The sequence below is a fragment of the Psychrobacter sp. T6-6 genome (assembly GCF_052258185.1).
Taxonomy (GTDB): Bacteria; Pseudomonadota; Gammaproteobacteria; order Pseudomonadales; family Moraxellaceae; genus Psychrobacter.
This window is the reverse complement of the sequence record NZ_JBQQEX010000003.1, coordinates 265,684-284,680: the sequence shown is the minus strand read 5'-3', so window position 1 is coordinate 284,680 and position 18,997 is coordinate 265,684. Positions and strand designations below refer to the sequence as shown.

Below are 18,997 nucleotides of genomic sequence, written 5' to 3'. Positions count from 1 at the left end.
GCCATGCTAGAACTGCTGGCGAATCGTAATGACTTGCTCACCACGTTGAACCTCGATCTGTGCTTCACCTGCTTGCTGTACTTGCTGTAACACGCCCGCATCTTGAGCCGGATTATTACCCACGCTTTGTCCATTTACCGTCAGTACTTTGTCACCCGGCTCAAGCCCTAATCGGTTACGTAGTTTTGACGGCATCGCGGCTGTCACTTGATAGCTCTCACCTGACGCCATTACCCCCATTCTACTCAAATAACTGGCAGGGTTCTCTTGCAGCGCCGTGACCGCCTCCTCAATAGCTGACTGCGGACTACTTTCACTCGTCTCTGCTGCAGGCTCAGAAGGTGTCTCTTGCAATACCTGAGGAGCAGTTGGCAATAGGCTGTTATTAGGCAAGCGCTGATTACTAATGCCACCTGCCAGCATTTTGCTTTGATCTAGTATCATGGCATCCGGCATGCTAATGATGGTTTCTTTATCATCAGTATCAGCGATAATAACTGAATTCCAATCAACAGCGACAAGAATATAGTCGCTATCTTTTAGTCCATCACCGATTCGGTAGTTTTTTACCTCACCATTAATATTAAGTAATGCCGAAGACATAGTCTCAGGTATCGCTAGCAATACCCCTTTGAGCTCAACGTTGGGTGGTGGCTGGACTGCCGCCGCAATGGGATCGGGATCAGCAAATATCGCAAACAATCCACTGTAATCATTGGTAGACTTTGCATTACTTTGCAAAGGGGCTAGCGGTAATGCAGGTGCTAAGGGCGCTGCCAACAATAACCACAAAAGACGGGCGGCTGTCCAACATAGCCAAGCAATGGCGAGCAGCAACAACCATCCTGAAAAACGATTGAGAGTATTGACAATAGGTTTTAGGCTTGCAGTCATATTGGCCATTTAGTTTGCCCCTAGACCAGTTAGCAACGGTTGACGCACACTAACGACTGGCGTATCTTGCGGTGCCTGTCCTTTATACTCAGGCATGTTTTCTAGTAGGCGCTGGGTCAGACTGACATCCAGCATATTATCACCGTCTATATACAGATCACCCAGACGCTTATCCTGATCATTTAACAAGTTGATATGCAACAGGTTTCTATTGTTTTTTTGCTCTGCGCTCAGCTCAGCGCGTAATGCAGGCATAGTCAGATAAAAAACCTTGCCACCACTCGGATAGCCCACCTCACCGCCTACCCATGTCAGTTGCCCCTCTGCAGCACTGAATCCAGTAGTACTCTGAGTAGATGCATTGTTAGAAGTTTCTGATGTTACCTTGTTGTCGGCGTCATCAGATAAGCGCGTCAATGAGACGCCATTGACCTGAATAGGCGTATTGGGTAATTGCCAGTCAACGACACTTTTTAGAGTCTCAGGCGCGATTTTCCCACTCATATCGTCGACTTGCCATGAGTTAAAACCAAGCTTCACCTGTCCATTCAGTCTTGTTTGCTCTGTTTTTATGTTGATATCTGCGCCAAGCTTACCTGTGAGCAATTGCCATGGCTGCCATGACCAGTCGGCCATGCCTATGAGCGGTGTCGATGATATGGGAAGTTGCCAGATAGCAGAGCCCTGCCAGACATTGCCTGATACATGCTGTACATAGGGGGTATTGGGCGCGTATTTCTCAAGTAGCCACGCCGCTGGCATCTGCAACACGGCAAATAGTGCAAACAATACGAACCCGATCAGCCACCAAAGCTTACGAGGACGTTTATGAGACAACTCAGATACTTGGGTCACAGTTGCACAACTCTTATATAAGACCAAAACGTCATTATCATAACAAACAATGGCCTATAGATGACAGAAAAAAAGCCAGTATCTTTTTGCCAAAATAATGGCAACATAGATACTGGCTTCTCTGTTTTGCGGTGCTACGTCACTTACGACTAAATGCTTGTAAATAAACCACTATCTACAAGACTGCTAAGCTCGTCTGCGTGCCATATGACTACCTAGGTCTACACCATTAGATCGCAAAGTCTTCAAGATCACGACCTGCTGCGAGTGCTTCGACCAACCACGTTGGTTTACGTCCACGACCAGTCCAAGTCTCTTCGTTGTTATCCCCATTACGGTACTTAATACTGCGTTTTTTCTCTAACGTCTCACCAGCTTTTAAGATCTCTTCGATAGTCGCGTTGCTCTCTTTTGCAATTTTTTCGAACTGCATATAAGCGTCATATAAACGCTGGTGCTGTTTTTTGGCGATAAGCTGTTGTGCATTTTCAGTAATAGCACGTAGCTCGTCTACGTTTAAGTTGTCTAAATCGATTGCGTTGTTTTTGCTCATAATAAATCCAATTGTATAAAAGTTATTCACCTCAATAGAGCTATCATTCCTATTGAGGACCTGAATGAATATTCATTCATCATTAACACTGTTTTTAACTAAGTCGATATTACATCTTCAAAAATTTGCTTGATTATTCATTTATCAAAAACCATTCGTTGCTGTTTTGATATCTCGTCATACTATCAATTGAGCGTTATTGGCAATGGAGCATTATTGGCCACAACAAATATTCATTATACTAGATATAATCAAAGCCAATCGACTGTTATCCTAATTATTATCTCAAAATATTTTTGATTAACTCTAGGGTAATTGACTGCTATCGAGACCCAGATATTTTATCTATCCTTTTTGAGCACTCAGCTCATTCATCAAGCCATTGGCAGAGTCAGCATTCAGCAAATATGGATTGAACCCATTCGTAGTAGAGTATTTTAGATACACAGCAGCGTTCTCTTCGGTTGGAGATGCGTAATTCATAGACCACTTTGACCATTCTCTGTGCTTTAACTCTCGCGTTTCAATAACCTGTAAATCGTAATGACGCTCATCAGCAATCAGGCTATATAGCAAACGATTAATTTGCGCTCTTGGACCTTCTACGGTCTGCAAAAAATAATCTTTATTAAATGTCAACATGCCAGTAATGCCGTTGGCGGCGTTATTGATCTGTGCTTGCTGTAATATCTCATTGAAGTCAGTAGCCGATACATCTGGGTTTGCGCGACTGGCATAGGTCATGCTCATTAAGATGTGAGCATCTGTATTTACTGATGTCATATTTTTTCTCTTATAAAAAAGTTATGGAAGCAGGTAGACTCTATAGGCATCAACCAATTAGCCAAAAGCATACCAAGGTTTTTTCTTTTGAGAAGTACGCTGTCCTTCTTGCTCTTGAAGCTCCGATAACGTATCAATCAACATCATAATTTGGTTGGTACTCATCAGGTAAGGGTTGAACTCATTACCTGTCGAAAACTTTAGAGCAATCCCTTTGTTCTCATCGCTTGGAATCAAGTATTTCATTGACCATTTGTTCCAGTGACGCTGATCAACTTCGCGGCACTCAACGATCTGTAAAGAGTGGTGGCGATCGTCTTGGACAAGTTTTCTAAGCAGTGCATTGATCACTGGTCTTGCCCCTTCAATACTCTGCAAAAAGTAGTTGTGGTTAAATACTAGAGCACCAGTAATACCATTGCGCTCATTGTTTTGCTGCGCTTGTTCAAGAATACGAGTCACCTCACCGTTGAGATTATCATTGTTATAACGGCTAATATAAGTCAAACGTACAATGAGATGCTCTCCATGTTGCATTTTTTGACGATTTGACTCTGAAAGATCGACTGATTCCATAGGTTTTTCCAATTAGTTTGTTAGGCTTGTAAATATTTAATAGCTTGTAGATATTTAATAGTGTGTACATATTTGATAGCCCAATAAGCAAAGACAGCTTATTTACTTTTGATAATGAGCCAGTTGTTTTATCCACTCTACTACTGAGTTCTTTTAATAAACTCATTCATACCACGTGATAAATTTGCGTTGCTGCTCTTTTGTATCTCTTGTGCCAATCGCAGCAATTGTGAGCTGTCATTGCACTGCTCCAAACTTAACAGATAACCCCAAGCCTCAGCAGGTGGGGCGTTTTTTTCAATATAAGTCGCCAAGTCCGATTTTATCGTTCCATAATTGCTATCAGATACTTTTGACTTAAAAATACCGCCTAGCGATTTTTTACCAGCGTCTATAACGCTGCTAGGTGATTTACTATTAAAAGTACGATCGAACTCTGTCTCGGTACTGGTATCAAACGAGTTTTGTGTTGATTGAGATCGCAAGATCTCTGGCACTTGCGTGCTGCTAGATGCTTGAGGGTCTGTCTTGATACGGGCACGCGTATTTATGGTATTCGCCACTTCGATACACTCGAGCTCTAAAAGCAGCTCAAATAGAGGTGCAACACCACCAAAGTCAGCAAACATTTTGCTATTATCGAGTGTATCTAGGTAGTTTTGGTAGGTTCGCTTACCGTCGATCATAATCAACAACGTTCTTGCCTCTCTTGGTAACACACCAAGACTTTGAGACTTTATCTCTTCTCTACCCACATCACTTTTGCGAAACACATCACCGTCATTCATTCTTTATACTCTGTACTGGCAGTCAGATGAGCACCCTGCCTGTAAGATGCCAACCCAAATAATTTTATGTTTTAAACCATCACATGATCGAACTTTAATTGATTCGTATTTATTGCTAGATAACTTTTTAGTAGCAGCATCAATACTTAAAGTCGTGTGCAGTTTTATTTGAGCTGAGTATATCAATGTCATCGATAAACTGTTAGTCCCAATTAAACTGGATAGAACAAACGGTTTATATGAGGTATGAAAGGTAGTTTTTATAAATTTCAATATAAAAAATGATAATAAAAACAGTCATGAAAAGTAGTTTATGGCATTAATTTTATTTGCAGGTGGCTATTGTCCATTTACTTGTGGCAAAAAAAATAAAGATAATGAATGATTTAAAAATATAAAGTAGGCAAAAACAAACAGAAGTTTTATCTTTATGTATTTCTAAAGATAGATGCTTTTATATGTCTTAGCAATCAACTTGTAATATGACCAAAGCTGATATTAGAATTTTAGCAGTGACTGAGTTTTTAGTTATTTATGATTACACATTAAAAAACCCCGCCAGTGGCGAGGTTCTTTATCTATTTTTATCTTTACGTTCTATGTCTTATCATCATCAGAACGGAATATCATCATCTACAGGACCATCTGGCATTGCTGTAGGCTTAGACTGTGCTGGCTTTTGTGCTGATTGATTAAACTGATTTTGCGGCGCAGGTGCGTTTTGGTTACTAAAACTGTTTTGCCCACCATTCGCTTGGTTATTGTACCCGCCTTGCTGTGCTGGCTGATTATTACCTTGCTGACCATAGTTGTTTTGGCCATTTTGATTGTCATAACCCTGATTTGAGCCACCTTGGTTATTACCAAAACCACCGCTATTGCCTTGTCCCTGTCCACCGCCAGTCTGACCATCAAGCATCTGCATTTGCTCAGCGCGAATCTCAGTAATGTAACGATCTTGGCCGCTTTGGTCTTGATATTTACGCGTACGCAGACTGCCTTCGATATAGACCTTGCTGCCTTTACGCAGATACTGCGCGGCGATCTCACCCAGACGATTGAATAGCGAGATACGATGCCACTCTGTCGCTTCTCTCTTTTCGCCGCTTTGTTTGTCCGTCCACTGCTCTGATGTCGCAACTGAAATATTGGTCACGCTGCCACCATTATTGAACTGGCGTGCCTCAGGATCCGCTCCAAGGTTACCAATGATGATAACTTTATTAACTCCGCGCATGATACCGTCCTTTTATTGATGAATAATTTAATACGTTGTTTTAATCGTTATCTAATAGCAGCATTTGATGCTATCAACTCTTAGTAATATCAATTATATGAGTTTACTTTAACCAATTTTTATCGAAATATCTACAGTCTACTTAGGGTAGACGTCAATCTATGTCGCCTAAATAATTTCTCAAAACTATCGTAGTTCTACACTATTAGGGGTATTTTGCCGTTTTCAAGATGCGCTGAATACTGGGTACTTTTAAGCATATTTTATTGTGCTTAATAATTTATCGCATTATCCAAATTCAGCGCTATCCAGTTATAGTGCTATCCAATCGCAGCCCTATAAACCATTACTTGACAATAGTTATTTGACAGTAGTTATTTATCAGTAGCGTTTTGACGGTGCATACTCAGCGTCACACTGCCCAGCTCCACGCCAAACTTTGTCATCACTGAACGATTGAGCATGACATCTTCATTGATAAGATACATCCAATCGTCAAAATTGACCTTATAAGTCTTGTCTTCGACAGGTAGCTCTAATACATAGTTCCAATGCAACGTATTGCCTACCACCTCCCCTGTTGCCGCGCCTACGACGTCTCCAGCGGTACCAACCCAGCGACCGTCTGATTGTTCAGTCAGACGCCATATGCGCTGAGACTTTGTGCCATCTGCCCATGAGAACTTTTCATTTAAGACGATGACATCATCGCCTTCATGAGTTGCATCGATGTCGACATAAAAACGTTTTTTGACGTCACCATTGCGACCTTGGAACATTCCCCAACCCTCAATTTGACCTGAGAAAAACTCATGCATATCGAGCGTCGGCGTCGTGTTCTGATAGGCTTGAATATTCTGTGTCGCACAGCCAGAAGCCAATAGCGTGGCTGACAGTCCAAAACCCATCGCTAGCTTTTTAAACTTACTCATATCAATTCCTTGTAAATAGAGATAAAGGGTTAATGTCTACTTACTCATAATGGCCATCTATAGGAGTATTGTCTACTCAGCGCTGCACATTTATCTTCGTTTCTACAATAGTCTCGCTTCTACGAATTTATGAGTCTATAAATAACGTACTAAAGATCGAGTGGACTCTGTGCCAAACTTGACAGCTGCTGACGCGAGTCGTCCGTCAATTGCGTCTTATCTAATTTTAAATAAGCTACCTGCTCTTTTGCCATCACGACCAGCTCATCAACGCCATCTACCGCGAGCATTTGACGTGACCACTCTTGGATATTGATGTTTTTGGGTATCGTCACTGTCGTACTTGATAAATAAGGCGGCTGCGCAATCGGAAGAATGATCAATAGCGCGGCGCCCATAATGATAGCCAAGATACCCCATGCCAATAAGTTCGGCTGGTTTAGAAGTATACCACCCATCGCACCGCCAACGAACGCACCAAAGAACTGACTCGAAGAGTTAAGTCCCATTGCCGTTGCTTTATTGGCAACCGGTGCACGCTTAGAGATCCATGAGGGAATGGTGGCCTCAAGTAAGTTAAAGCCCATAAAGTACAGCAGCAAACCCAAGATGATGCCGACACCAACCTGACTGCCCAGCGCAAGTAGCGCCAATGCGGCGGTCATTAGCGCTATCGCTGCCAAGAACACCTGACGCATTTTGCGCTTCTTTTCGGCAATGATGATAAAAGGTATCGCGATTGCAAAACCAATGAACAACAGCGGCAAATATACCAGTCCTTGCTGACGTACTGATAGCCCCATCACTTCGCTCAGCTGATGCGGCAGTATGACAAATATAGCCGTCATCGTTAAATGCAAAGCAAAGATAGCCATATGTAAGCGGTTAAGATCGCCAATCTTGAGGACAGTTGCCAGTTGCTGACCGATGGTTTTATTGTCTAAATTGTGTTTGAGCACACGCATCGGTGTTGGCACGGCAAGCAGCAATAACATCGCCAATACGGCAAACCCTGATGTCAGCCAAAACAGCCCAGATATACCGAGCGAACCGACTAACAATGGACCAAAGGCAAAGGCAAGCATGATAGAGGTCGCAATAGTCAGACCCATGGTCGCCATTGCTTTGGTACGCATCTCCTCACGTGTCACATCGGCTAAGAGCGCCATCAATACCGCAGAGACCGCACCACTACCTGCTAGCGCCCGTCCAATAATTACCTCATATATGTCGGTTGCATTTGCCGCAATTATCCCGCCGATGGCAAACAATACCAATCCCAAAAATATAATGGGTTTACGCGGGAACTTATCAGCAGCAAGGCTCATTGGTATCTGAAAAATAGCTTGCCCCAAACCATATATACCGACTGCCAGCCCAATCAAAAACGGCGTCGCATGCGTATAATTGCTCCCATAAACAGAGAACACTGGCACAATCATAAACAAGCCAATCATTCGCAAGGCAAAGATACCACCGACCCCGAGAATTGCCCGTTTCTCTACGCTATTCATAATTGCCTCACTGGTTAATCACTGCTGGTTTTTCGCTGCTGGCACTTTTACTACACCATGATTTATCACTACTGGTTTATCAAGGCATTAGCCTACAAATCAAGCCCCCTAGTATAAGACATTCGCCGTTTGGTTGCCGAGACTTTTGGGTTTTTGTGCTGACGCTACCATTCAAGCGAACAGACCTTAGAGACGGCTCACGTTCAAGCCATTAATATTACAAGATTATTTTGTTACTAACTGCATCATATACCTTATTACACCTTGAATAATGCTGTCGCCATGACAATAAAGTAAGGCGTCGCAAACGTTATTAGCACTCGACTCAGACGATAATTTAAATGACAAACCCCTTCAAAAAATGACACTTTTGGTCAAAACCATAACAAACGATGCCTGTTACTTAACAGGGATTTGATTTAGATTTGCTTAGACGCACAAGGCAGATATACAGAATCAATTGCCTCGCGAAATAAATAGTAAGTAACCATATAAAGCACTGGTAGTCAGCAGCGAAACTATTAATAGTAAAATTATAAGTGGTAGCACAATTACAAACTGAAAACTTATTCGCATTTTCAACCAACCACTGCATATCTTTAATATGCCACTATCAAATAAACATTGTATTGATCTGTATTTAGCTTTTTATTTGACATATTTTCACTCCCCTTTTAGCAAATAGGAAACCCATAAACGATGGCACATGACCATATCGCAATACGCGGCGCACGTACTCATAATTTAAAAAATATTGATTTAGACATTCCGCGAGATAAGTTCGTGGTAATCACAGGATTGTCTGGCTCTGGTAAGTCTTCATTGGCTTTCGATACCCTCTATGCCGAGGGGCAACGTCGCTATGTCGAGAGCTTATCGGCATATGCGCGTCAGTTCCTCTCGCAAATGGAAAAGCCTGAAGTCGATAGCATCGAGGGTCTCTCCCCTGCGATTGCCATTGAGCAAAAATCAACCAACCATAACCCGCGCTCAACTGTCGGTACGATTACTGAGATTTATGACTATCTGCGCTTGCTCTATGCGCGTATCGGTACGCCGTACTGTCCTGAGCATGGCGAGCCGATGGTTGCGCAGTCGGTCACCGAAATGGTCGATCAGGTCATGGCGTTACCAGAAGACACCAAACTCATGATCTTGGCACCGGTGATTCGCGAGCGTAAAGGTGAGCATACTGTGTTGCTTGAGCAGCTGATTGGTCAGGGTTTTGTGCGCGTACGCGTCGATGGCGACGTCTATGATACCGATGAGCTGCCAACACTAGATAAGAAGAAAAAGCATACCATCGAAGTGGTGGTCGATCGCTTTAAGGTCCGTGATGATTTAGGTAACCGTGTCGCTGAAAGTTTAGAGACGTCGCTACGTTTAGGTCAAGGGCTGGTCACGCTACACTTTATGGATGGCAATCCAAAAGAAGGTGGTGACGATAACCAAGTCATGTCAGCCAAGCATTCCTGCCCTGTCTGTGATCGTGCGGTACCTGAGCTTGAACCGCGTATGTTCAGTTTCAATAACCCATACGGGGCGTGTCCAAGCTGTGATGGTCTGGGCAAACGCCAGTACTTCGCCGCTGAAAAACTCATTACCCATCATGAAAAATCGCTCAATCAGGGCGCTATTAATGGTTGGGACAAACGTCATGCCTACTATTTCGGTTTGCTTAGCACGGTCTGTAAGCATTTCAAAATCGATATGGATATGCCGTGGCAGGACCTTGCCAAAAAGCATCAAGACATCATCATGCATGGCTCTGGCAAAGAAAAGCTCACCTTTAACTTTACTGATGAGCGCGGTCGCAAAACCAACAAGACCGTACCATTCGAAGGCGTGCTGCCTTACCTAGAGCGCCGTTATGCTAAAACGCAAAGTAACCTCGTCCGTGATGAGCTGGCCAAATACTTAGCTGATACCACTTGTAATGTCTGCGATGGCGCGCGTCTGAACGAGATCTCACGCAATGTGCGTGTTGACGACCAGACCATTGCTGACATCGTCAAGCTCTCTATTGGCGACTCTGCGGAATATTATAAAACGCTAAAGATCGGCGGTCATAAAGGCGAAGTCGCGGAAAAAATCTTTAAAGAAATCAATGAGCGCTTAAACTTCCTCGTCAGCGTTGGTCTTGATTATTTGACCCTTGCCCGCTCTGCCGAAACATTATCAGGCGGTGAAGCACAGCGTATCAGGCTTGCCAGCCAAATCGGTGCAGGTCTCATGGGCGTCATGTACGTACTTGATGAGCCGTCAATCGGTCTGCATCAGCGTGACAATGATCGTCTGCTAAAGACATTGACGCGCTTGCGTGACTTGGGCAATACCGTACTGGTCGTTGAGCATGACGAAGATGCCATTCGCCAAGCGGATCACGTGATCGATATCGGTATCGGTGCCGGCGTACACGGCGGTCATGTCATCGCTCAGGGTACGGTCGATGACATCATGGCAAACAAGGAATCGCTCACTGGACAATATATGTCTGGCAAAAAGCGCATCGAGATTCCAGCCGTGCGTCATAAAGCCAAAACCGTGGATATGGAAGTCAAAGGTAAGGCTAAAGCTAAAAAAGTACCGATGACTATCGAGCTCAAAGGTGCATCAGGCAATAACTTGCATGACGTAGATCTGACCATCCCCGTCGGTATCATGACCTGTGTGACGGGCGTGTCAGGTTCGGGCAAGTCAACCTTGATCAACCGTACGCTTATGCCATTGGCAGCGACGCAGTTGAACAATGCTTCAACGCTGATTGCCGATAAGTTTGAAAGCATCAGTGGTCTTGAGCACTTGGACAAGATGGTCGATATCGATCAAAGTCCTATCGGTCGTACGCCACGCTCAAACCCAGCGACGTATACTGGTGTGTTTACTCCTGTACGCGAGATGTTTGCTCAAACGCAAGAAGCGCGCGCTCGTGGTTATAAGCCAGGTCGCTTTAGCTTCAATGTAAAAGGCGGACGTTGTGAGATGTGCCAAGGCGATGGTCTGATCAAAGTCGAGATGCATTTCTTGCCTGATATGTATGTGCCGTGTGATACCTGCGAAGGCAAACGCTATAACCGCGAAACCCTAGAGATTCACTATAAAGGTAAAAGTATCGCCGAAGTGTTAGAGATGACTGTCGAAGACGCGACTGAGTTCTTCTCAGCGATACCTGCGATCTATCGTCGTCTGCAAGCGCTCATGGATGTCGGTCTTGGCTATATTCGTTTGGGTCAGTCTGCGCCAACGCTCTCTGGCGGTGAGGCACAGCGTGTCAAACTGGCACGTGAGCTTGCCAAACGTGATACAGGACAGACGCTCTATATCTTGGATGAGCCAACCACAGGCTTGCATTTCCATGATATCTACAAGCTGCTACACATCTTGCATACCCTACGCGATAAGGGCAATACTATCGTGGTCATCGAGCATAACTTGGATGTCATCAAAACGGCGGATTGGGTGATTGATCTAGGCCCTGAAGGCGGTAAAGGTGGTGGCCTAATCATCGCTGAAGGTACGCCTGAGGAAGTGGCGGAAGTGAAAGGCTCGTATACGGGTGAGTTCTTAAAGCCCATGCTTGAGCAAGGGTTAAAAGACGTCAGCTAAGACAAATTAGTGAATAGTTGATAAAAGGCTACTCTTCAGAGAGTGGCCTTTTTTTGGCTGCTACAAAGTACTGTACACGCTCTGAGCTGCAATTCTAAATCGTTATATGTGTATTAGACCAACACCCATGTTGCTTTGCTGCGTTACCTTTCTTAATCTTTATTAAAGATACTTAAACGTTGATTGTATTAATATTTAAATAGTTAAACATCATGCGCAAATGTACACGATATAGAAATATCTGATTAAGAACGATATAGCACGTACGAAATGATGCTATTTGCTCTTGTACAATCTCTAAACCCTTTAAGGACTCTTTATGAAAAAATTAATGTTTGTTATTTTGGCATCTACTGTTGGCGTTAGCGCCTGTGCGTCAAGCGGCACATCAAATGGCGCAAGCGATCGCAACCATCAAAGACCTAATATGTCAGCAGACATGAAACAAGCTATGGATGACTGTGCTAAACGCATGAATGTAAAAATGTCTCATGATAGTCGCCCGAGTAAAACTGACATGAAAAAAACGGAAGCGTGTATGAGTGCGAAAGGGTACGAGAAACCTGAAGGTCAAGGTCGTCGTCAATAATTGGTATTTTTTAGAAAATCATCGATAAAAGGCTACTCTTTAGGGAGTGGCTTTTTTATTGTCCGAAACTTAGTTTTCGTACTTAATAATCACTCTTGAAATTATCTTTGTTACCTTCTCTTGCGTAAATTGTTGGAAGTATATTTAATAGTCTGTTACCGCTGAATATATGTTTTCAATCATTAAAATCATAGCCAATAATAGAGTCGTCCTGCTTGTAAACGCTACAAACTGTAGTTACAACTGAATCTATAAAAGAGTCATAAAATTTATAACTTTCTATGCTCATATTGTTTACAAAATCGCTTCTTGCTTGTGATATGGTAAAAGGTATAGCAAAAGTAGGAGTATATGATAGTGTGCTTGCTTTATTGCTTAAAGCATTTTCGGATTTGGTCTTGAAACTACTTATTTCATCTATGGTTGAAGGTAAAATTACAAAAGTCAGTGCTGATATAGTAGCTATTTCTTCTTGAAAGATGCGTAAAAATCAAAGCTAGCCTCCTTTTCAACTAAGAAACTATGACTTTTTGACTTATAAGTTACTGATCTCTATCGACTTCGATCATATTTTTTAAATCGTCTAAACTAACTATTTTAAAATCCGAATCATGAATGCCTAGTTTTGAATATCTATTCGAAACTTTATCAAACCTATCCTTACCAATATTTTGCGCTACCTTCTTAGTTATTTGACCTATTATGAAGAGCATAAATCCTTCAGGTGCTTTGTAATTAGGAATATCACTCATTATATATTTAGAGTTACTGCTTATAGTAGTTAACTCTTTGTCATGTTTTGGAAAGCGTGAAGGTCTATGTTAGTTTGATAGACTTAACTTGAGGATCTAACTTAAAACCACTAGGAAAGATGACTATGCTTAGTAATAGTTTCAAACAGAATATTTTAGCTTTACAAAAAAAGGAGCAGGAATTCCAGCAAAAACATGATAAGTCAAAACTAGATTTTAATATATTCACGATCCTACGTAAGACAGGTGAAGAAGTTGGTTTACATTCTCGCTTTCTCGCTGAACTACTGAATCCTAATGCTAGTCATAAAATATCAGATTTCCAAAAATTATTCATTGAAGCGGTATTGAATAATGCCATAGCGACACAAGAGTGGGATCGAGAAAAACTAGACTCAAAGGTCGTTTACAGTTGTGAAGTTGAATATAAATTCCATCACTCAAATCATGGAATAGCAGATATTATTTTCGAAGGCAAAGACAATGAGATCAAAAAAAATGTCATTATTATCGAAAATAAGATTTATGCTCCAGATCAAAAAAACCAGCTGGGAAGATATTATAGAGCTTGCCAAGAAATGGGTTATGATGATAAAAATATCTATATAGTATATTTAAATCGTTTTGGTGATGACGTATCACACTATGGCAAGGGTAGTATTAATAACGAAGACTATGGTGTAATTAGCTATAAAGAAGACATCTTTAACTTTTTGACGCTATGTAAGCAAAAGGTAGTAGATTATCCACATATAGAGCAGACTATCGAGCAATACATTAATACCGTTGCTAGAATTACAGGTCAAACAAGGAATGCGAAAATGAAGCAAGAGTATGTAGATTTTTTGGCAGATGACAATAACCTTAAGACAGTATATGAACTAAGCCAGAATTTTGAAACCGTTCAAAAGAATATTCAGAATGAGATGTGGAATAGTTTGTTGGCTTATTTCAATAAGAAAAATTTAAATTTTACTTTTTGCGATAACCAGCTGTCTCCTTATAGCCAAGAAAAAGCAGTAAAACAGTATTTTTCAGGTGGTGGTACGAAAGGTAAAGCTAAGGCATATGGTCTATGCTATAAAATAACCGAAAAAAACAATGTGGGAGTTTATTGTTATATTGAGTTAAATCATCGTTTATATTACAGCATAACGTTAGTAGACAAAGATGGACGTCTATCAGAATGTCCAAGCAATATGCAAAGTTTCGAAGCGGCAGTTGAGAAACTACCTAAAAATTGGAAGTATCAAAATAAGAAGCAAAATTTAGGTGGGCAAGTTTACCCACCACGGTCAATTAACTTTAAAAACCCTGATGATAATTTTTTCGATATTATCAATGAGGAAAGTCGAGAAGAATGGGTGACTGAAACAGCTAATGGTATTATTCAAATGATTGATGATGTAAAGAGCATTCATATGTAGAAAGCTTGACACTATTTTTGATAACTTAGCTAGGAGCGGTATTAAGATAATAGGAACGCCACTGGTTATTAGTCACCGCTCTAGCAGGCAACCAAGATATGAGCGAGAAGCAGGATTCTCTCCCCAAAAAGCCCAACCTAAACAAACTCCCTCTCAACATTCATTACCCTTGCATCTACCGTACGTTCTAGCTTTTCCTCAATTTGACTACATTGCGACTCGACCTCACGTTTAGACAGTCCAACGATCACAAACGTCCACTCGCTGGCATCATGGCGCGCGCGGCCGCCGCTTTCACAGACCGCGACGCTTGGCGTATTGCCAAAGCGCGCATGCAAGCCGCCCATACGCTGGCGTTTTTCTTTTAGCGAGCCACATCCGGGCAATGAAAACTTCACTGTCAAAATAGCGATATGCATTTTATGCTCCTTACCAAAAAAGCTTATACTGTATCGTATCACTTAATGGTATTTCTGATATTGTATGCGCGTCAGCATCCAGACCCTTTATAATAGCGTATCAGTCGCCAACTAATCTGCGTATCTCGCCCATGACCTCTATCAGCTACGTCAAGCAGCAGCGTATTACTCGACTATGCGTGCGCTGCGGCTTACTCCTTATGCAGTATGGCGCTGAGTCTGCCGTGGTGGTGGACTTATCCAAACGCTTAGGGCTTTCCTTGGGGATGAACAGCGTCGAATGCTCGCTGAACTTTAATGCTATCACCCTAACGACCATCTGCGATGAGCGCTGTATTACCACCACCCGAGATACGATCAATCAGAGCATCAATGTCAATTTATTGGTGCAAATTCAGCAAATCATTAATAAAACTGAAGCCACTATAGATAGTACCGACTTGATTGACCGCACGACGATTGCCTTTGATGAGTTGGATAAGACCGTGTATCCGACATGGCTAGTAAGCATCTTTGTTGGTGCCTCATGTGCCGCGTTTGCTTATCTAAATGGCGGCAGCTGGTCGATTACAGCAGTGACCTTTATCGCAGGTATGGTGGCGATGTTTACCCGTATTTACCTGTCCAAACACCACTTTAACCCTTTTATCACTGTTATTGTGACGGCTTTTATTGCCTCGCTCATTGGCGCGACGACCTATTATTTTGATATTGGCAATAATGCCGATATTGCCGTGGCCTCTAGTGTGTTGCTACTGATTCCTAGCTTTCCACTGATTAACTCGTTATCCGATATCCTAAAAGGCTATGTTAATATTGGCGTTGGGCGCGCGGTATTTACCTATATGCTTACCTTATCTGCTTGTGTGGGCATCGTAATGGCGCTAGTGTTACTACGCATACAGCACTGGGGGTTTTAGATGTGGTTTATTGAGACCGTTGTGCTGTCTTGTATCATTACCCTTGGGTGGACGCTGATGTTTAGCGTACCCAAACGCTATATCTTGCCGTGTCTGCTGATGACAGCGTTGGGATTTGGGTTAAAAACGGCGCTTGTTTATCAGCATGTCCATCTGGTGATCGCGAGCTTTTTTGGGGCGATGCTTGCCAGCTTTTTGGGTGTATATTTTTCTAAGAAATATACCCTACCGCCCAAAGCGCTCATCTCGCCCAGCGTCATCTGTATGATGCCGGGTATCGCCGCCTATAAGGCAATGGTCAGTATGGTGCAGATTGGCTATTTTGGTTATTCAGACGAATTATTTAGCCAAATGATGGTGTATTTGTTTGAAGCACTTTTTGTGACCTCCGCTTTGGTGCTAGGTTTGTCCATTCCGGGGCTGTTGTTTTATAGACGGCGCCCCATTGTTTGATAAATGTGGTCAAGTATATAGACCCTAGCCTACTCCTAGTTATGTGCTGTCCGCATGTAGGCTATTTGCCATGCCTTCAGCACAAAAAACTTGTAAGATGGATAGCACAGATAGCATGACCCGTTATGCTGGCATCCAAAACAATACGTACAACAACTCAGTAAAGAGACCTTATTATGACCAAACATTATGACTATATCGCCATTGGTGGCGGTAGCGGCGGTATTGCCTCAATCAACCGTGCAGCAAGCTATGGCAAAAAGTGCGCCATTATCGAAGCCGACCAGTTGGGCGGTACGTGTGTGAATTTGGGCTGCGTCCCCAAAAAAGTCATGTGGTATGGCGCGCAAGTTGCCGAAGCCATTCATAAATATGCGCCAGACTATGGGTTTGATGTCGATGTCCGAGATTTTGACTTCCAAAAGCTGGTACAGAGTCGTCAACAGTATATCGAAAATATCCACCGCTCTTATGACAATAACTTGGCCAAAAACGGCGTAGAAGTCATCAAAGGCTTTGCTAAGTTTGTTGATACCAATACCGTAGAGGTCAATGGTGAGCTCATTACCGCTGATCATATCTTGATTGCGACTGGCGGTCATCCTATTCGCCCAGATATCAAAGGCGCAGAGTACGGCATCGATTCTGATGGCTTCTTTGCATTGAGGCATTTGCCAAAGCGCGTAGCGATTGTGGGCGCTGGATATATCGCTGTCGAGATTGCAGGCGTGTTAAACAGTCTGGGCGCTGAAGTGCACCTGTATGTCCGTCAGCACTCACCGCTGCGTGCATTTGATCATAGTGTGGTAGAGGCTCTGCTCATAGAGATGGAGCAAGACGGTATACATTTGCATACCAACACCACGCTGACCGAGGTTCATAAAAACGAAGATGATAGCCTGACGTTATGTAGCAAAGACGGCAGCCTAGATACGACAGACTGTCTGATTTGGGCGATTGGACGCGCACCATCGACTGACAATATCAATTTGCAAGTGACTGGCGTTGCAACTACCGAGACTGGCAAGATCAAGGTCGATAAGTTCCAAAATACCAATGTTGAAAACATCTATGCCGTTGGCGATATTATCGAAGACAGTATCGATCTGACCCCAGTAGCGATTGCCGCTGGTCGCCGTCTATCCGAGCGCTTGTTCAATAATAAACCTGATGAGCATTTGGACTATACGTTGATACCGACCGTGATCTTTACCCACCCTGCTATCGGTACGATTGGCTTGTCTGAGATTGACGCGATTGAGCATTATGGCAAAGAAAACATCAAATGCTACAAATCAACATTTACCTCTATGTATAGCGCAGTGACTCAGCATCGTCAAAAATGCATGATGAAACTGGTATGCTTGGGTGATGAGGAGAGGGTTATTGGTCTACACGGTCTTGGGTTCGGTGTCGATGAGATGATTCAGGGTTTTGCCGTCGCGATCAAGATGGGCGCGACCAAAGCTGATTTTGACAATACAGTCGCTATTCACCCGACTGGTTCAGAAGAATTTGTGACAATGCGTTGAGCGCTAAGCATCGAGCACTATTACTCATAATCTTATTGAATATAAAAAGGATGCCGTTTGTGCATCCTTTTTATATTCTGATAGCCGATATCTCTATTTTTTAACATCAAAAAATACAGATAGTAAATACAAAAGAGTCACTTACTGACAGTACAATCCCAATACTGCTATGATGCGATGAATACTAACCGTTGAGAGATCACTGTGTGGCAGGTGTACTTATTTATATTGCCGATTGGCATCGGAATCATGACCTTAGCAGCGAGCCTATTGTTTTTGTTTGCTTATCTGATGTCTGATGACAATGCCACGCGCTTGCCAGCATTTAACTGGTTCAAGCGCTTGATCATTGTGGCATTTTTACTATTAAGTTTGGGGTTGTTTATGACCTTTGGACACTTTTGGGGTTAAATGAGGCCTTGATGTTATTGTCGTTTCAAGTGACTTGTTGCTAGACCTACATTTAGCTCACTATCTTTTCTAACTCCAACAGCTCTAAGTCTTCACGCTTGGGCTCGCCATTATTGCCATCGTTTGGAAACGGCATTTTGTTGCCATTGAACTGATAACCGCGGCGCTGATAGTATGCCAAGAGCTCAGGACGATGACTCAAGATAGACATGGTCAGACGGCTGGGCTGGTTCTGTGACTGCAAGTGACGATCTGCAAAAGTCTCTGCCGCTTGTAAGAGGACGTTCCCTATGCCCTGCCCTTGTAGCTTAGGATGTACCGCAAACATGCCGATATAGGCTTTTTTATTAGCGTCAGCATCTGTTTTGATATCGACAGCGATACAACCAAGTAGCTCGCCCGTCTCTTCTGCCTCACGCTCGCCTGTTGTTGTTTTTGGATAAACAAAGTAATAGTGGTTAGGGTCATTGATAACGGCAGCAAGCTCGGCTGACGTGGTTCTAATACCACCAATCAAATCTGCCTCATTGGTCCAGCCAGCTGTCTCTCGGTAGCAGCGATTTAATAAGCGCTCAAGTGCAGCGATATCATCCAATGTGGCTTTACGTAGAAATACGGATTCTTTATTGGAAGAGTCTATATGTATGTTACTGTTATTTATATTATTTTCGCTCATATTATAATTTCCCTTTTTACTCATATAAAAAAACTGGCTTAGTTCCCTAAGCCAGTCTAAATATTAATACGTATTGCTTT

At 42.8% G+C, this 18,997-nt stretch carries 18 protein-coding genes; 7 read left to right on the top strand and 11 right to left on the bottom strand.

Annotated features, from left to right (window positions below):
- Nucleotides 1-6: 6 nt before the first annotated feature.
- The 9 genes from ACTXGL_RS07130 to ACTXGL_RS07090 form a co-directional block, all read right to left on the bottom strand.
- A complete protein-coding gene (locus ACTXGL_RS07130; protein WP_443525846.1) occupies nucleotides 7-903 on the bottom strand; it encodes a type II secretion system protein N in 897 nt (298 codons plus the stop codon).
- The gene (gene gspN / locus ACTXGL_RS07125; protein WP_443525845.1) at nucleotides 904-1,749 is read right to left on the bottom strand and encodes a type II secretion system protein N; all 846 of its coding nucleotides are present in this window, start codon (nucleotides 1,747-1,749) and stop codon (nucleotides 904-906) included.
- Between the two features lie 229 nt (nucleotides 1,750-1,978).
- Nucleotides 1,979-2,302, bottom strand: coding sequence for an H-NS histone family protein (locus ACTXGL_RS07120; protein ID WP_201607544.1), 324 nt, complete (start codon nucleotides 2,300-2,302; stop codon nucleotides 1,979-1,981).
- A 345-nt stretch (nucleotides 2,303-2,647) separates the two neighbouring features.
- Entirely contained in the window at nucleotides 2,648-3,085 is a 438-nt protein-coding gene (locus ACTXGL_RS07115) for a BLUF domain-containing protein (protein ID WP_201607542.1), read from the bottom strand.
- Nucleotides 3,086-3,142: 57 nt separating this feature from the next.
- On the bottom strand, nucleotides 3,143-3,661 hold the full coding sequence (locus tag ACTXGL_RS07110) for a BLUF domain-containing protein (protein WP_201607541.1): 519 nt from the start codon (nucleotides 3,659-3,661) through the stop codon (nucleotides 3,143-3,145).
- 140 nt (nucleotides 3,662-3,801) lie between these two features.
- Nucleotides 3,802-4,449 (bottom strand): hypothetical protein, encoded by a 648-nt coding sequence (locus ACTXGL_RS07105; RefSeq protein WP_443525842.1) that lies wholly within the window; start codon nucleotides 4,447-4,449, stop codon nucleotides 3,802-3,804.
- A 613-nt stretch (nucleotides 4,450-5,062) separates the two neighbouring features.
- Nucleotides 5,063-5,686 carry a single-stranded DNA-binding protein gene (ssb, locus tag ACTXGL_RS07100; protein WP_443525840.1) on the bottom strand — a complete coding sequence of 208 codons (624 nt, stop codon included), beginning with the start codon at nucleotides 5,684-5,686 and terminating at the stop codon, nucleotides 5,063-5,065.
- A 374-nt stretch (nucleotides 5,687-6,060) separates the two neighbouring features.
- Entirely contained in the window at nucleotides 6,061-6,618 is a 558-nt protein-coding gene (locus ACTXGL_RS07095; RefSeq protein WP_443525838.1) for a DUF3833 domain-containing protein, read from the bottom strand.
- A gap of 149 nt (nucleotides 6,619-6,767) precedes the next feature.
- Nucleotides 6,768-8,132 carry an MFS transporter gene (locus tag ACTXGL_RS07090; protein WP_443525836.1) on the bottom strand — a complete coding sequence of 455 codons (1,365 nt, stop codon included), beginning with the start codon at nucleotides 8,130-8,132 and terminating at the stop codon, nucleotides 6,768-6,770.
- A 699-nt stretch (nucleotides 8,133-8,831) separates the two neighbouring features.
- Between ACTXGL_RS07090 and uvrA the strand changes: the two genes are divergently transcribed.
- The 3 genes from uvrA (at nucleotide 8,832) to ACTXGL_RS07075 (ending at nucleotide 14,506) form a co-directional block, all read left to right on the top strand.
- Nucleotides 8,832-11,738, top strand: a complete 2,907-nt coding sequence (gene uvrA / locus ACTXGL_RS07085; RefSeq protein WP_443525835.1) for an excinuclease ABC subunit UvrA — start codon at nucleotides 8,832-8,834, stop codon at nucleotides 11,736-11,738.
- 319 nt (nucleotides 11,739-12,057) lie between these two features.
- Nucleotides 12,058-12,327 (top strand): hypothetical protein, encoded by a 270-nt coding sequence (locus ACTXGL_RS07080; RefSeq protein ID WP_443525833.1) that lies wholly within the window; start codon nucleotides 12,058-12,060, stop codon nucleotides 12,325-12,327.
- Nucleotides 12,328-13,204: 877 nt separating this feature from the next.
- The gene (locus tag ACTXGL_RS07075) at nucleotides 13,205-14,506 is read left to right on the top strand and encodes a PDDEXK-like family protein (protein WP_443525831.1); all 1,302 of its coding nucleotides are present in this window, start codon (nucleotides 13,205-13,207) and stop codon (nucleotides 14,504-14,506) included.
- A gap of 137 nt (nucleotides 14,507-14,643) precedes the next feature.
- Here the strand turns inward: ACTXGL_RS07075 and ACTXGL_RS07070 are convergent, their stop codons facing one another.
- Nucleotides 14,644-14,925: a DUF503 domain-containing protein gene (locus tag ACTXGL_RS07070; RefSeq protein WP_443525829.1), complete on the bottom strand. Its 282-nt coding sequence runs from the start codon at nucleotides 14,923-14,925 to the stop codon at nucleotides 14,644-14,646.
- A gap of 131 nt (nucleotides 14,926-15,056) precedes the next feature.
- On the opposite strand from ACTXGL_RS07070, the gene ACTXGL_RS07065 reads away from it, so the two are divergent.
- From ACTXGL_RS07065 to ACTXGL_RS07050, 4 genes are all read left to right on the top strand, one after another.
- On the top strand, nucleotides 15,057-15,845 hold the full coding sequence (locus tag ACTXGL_RS07065) for a threonine/serine exporter family protein (protein WP_443525828.1): 789 nt from the start codon (nucleotides 15,057-15,059) through the stop codon (nucleotides 15,843-15,845).
- The gene (locus ACTXGL_RS07060) at nucleotides 15,846-16,298 is read left to right on the top strand and encodes a threonine/serine exporter family protein (protein WP_319051469.1); all 453 of its coding nucleotides are present in this window, start codon (nucleotides 15,846-15,848) and stop codon (nucleotides 16,296-16,298) included.
- 176 nt (nucleotides 16,299-16,474) lie between these two features.
- Nucleotides 16,475-17,830, top strand: coding sequence for a glutathione-disulfide reductase (gene gorA / locus ACTXGL_RS07055; RefSeq protein WP_443525826.1), 1,356 nt, complete (start codon nucleotides 16,475-16,477; stop codon nucleotides 17,828-17,830).
- Between the two features lie 249 nt (nucleotides 17,831-18,079).
- Complete coding sequence (locus ACTXGL_RS07050; protein ID WP_319051467.1) at nucleotides 18,080-18,241, top strand: hypothetical protein; 162 nt, start codon at nucleotides 18,080-18,082, stop codon at nucleotides 18,239-18,241.
- Nucleotides 18,242-18,293: 52 nt separating this feature from the next.
- Here the strand turns inward: ACTXGL_RS07050 and ACTXGL_RS07045 are convergent, their stop codons facing one another.
- A complete protein-coding gene (locus tag ACTXGL_RS07045; protein WP_443525823.1) occupies nucleotides 18,294-18,917 on the bottom strand; it encodes a GNAT family N-acetyltransferase in 624 nt (207 codons plus the stop codon).
- Nucleotides 18,918-18,997: the final 80 nt, after the last annotated feature.

Coding starts and splice junctions, on each gene's coding strand:
- ACTXGL_RS07130 (WP_443525846.1), bottom strand. CDS start 903: ATGGCCAATATGACTGCAAGCCTAAAACCTATTGTCAATACTCTCAAT.
- ACTXGL_RS07120 (WP_201607544.1), bottom strand. CDS start 2,302: ATGAGCAAAAACAACGCAATCGATTTAGACAACTTAAACGTAGACGAG.
- ACTXGL_RS07115 (WP_201607542.1), bottom strand. CDS start 3,085: ATGACATCAGTAAATACAGATGCTCACATCTTAATGAGCATGACCTAT.
- ACTXGL_RS07110 (WP_201607541.1), bottom strand. CDS start 3,661: ATGGAATCAGTCGATCTTTCAGAGTCAAATCGTCAAAAAATGCAACAT.
- ACTXGL_RS07105 (WP_443525842.1), bottom strand. CDS start 4,449: ATGAATGACGGTGATGTGTTTCGCAAAAGTGATGTGGGTAGAGAAGAG.
- ssb (WP_443525840.1), bottom strand. CDS start 5,686: ATGCGCGGAGTTAATAAAGTTATCATCATTGGTAACCTTGGAGCGGAT.
- ACTXGL_RS07095 (WP_443525838.1), bottom strand. CDS start 6,618: ATGAGTAAGTTTAAAAAGCTAGCGATGGGTTTTGGACTGTCAGCCACG.
- ACTXGL_RS07090 (WP_443525836.1), bottom strand. CDS start 8,132: ATGAATAGCGTAGAGAAACGGGCAATTCTCGGGGTCGGTGGTATCTTT.
- uvrA (WP_443525835.1), top strand. CDS start 8,832: ATGGCACATGACCATATCGCAATACGCGGCGCACGTACTCATAATTTA.
- ACTXGL_RS07080 (WP_443525833.1), top strand. CDS start 12,058: ATGAAAAAATTAATGTTTGTTATTTTGGCATCTACTGTTGGCGTTAGC.
- ACTXGL_RS07075 (WP_443525831.1), top strand. CDS start 13,205: ATGCTTAGTAATAGTTTCAAACAGAATATTTTAGCTTTACAAAAAAAG.
- ACTXGL_RS07070 (WP_443525829.1), bottom strand. CDS start 14,925: ATGCATATCGCTATTTTGACAGTGAAGTTTTCATTGCCCGGATGTGGC.
- ACTXGL_RS07065 (WP_443525828.1), top strand. CDS start 15,057: ATGACCTCTATCAGCTACGTCAAGCAGCAGCGTATTACTCGACTATGC.
- ACTXGL_RS07060 (WP_319051469.1), top strand. CDS start 15,846: ATGTGGTTTATTGAGACCGTTGTGCTGTCTTGTATCATTACCCTTGGG.
- gorA (WP_443525826.1), top strand. CDS start 16,475: ATGACCAAACATTATGACTATATCGCCATTGGTGGCGGTAGCGGCGGT.
- ACTXGL_RS07050 (WP_319051467.1), top strand. CDS start 18,080: ATGACCTTAGCAGCGAGCCTATTGTTTTTGTTTGCTTATCTGATGTCT.
- ACTXGL_RS07045 (WP_443525823.1), bottom strand. CDS start 18,917: ATGAGCGAAAATAATATAAATAACAGTAACATACATATAGACTCTTCC.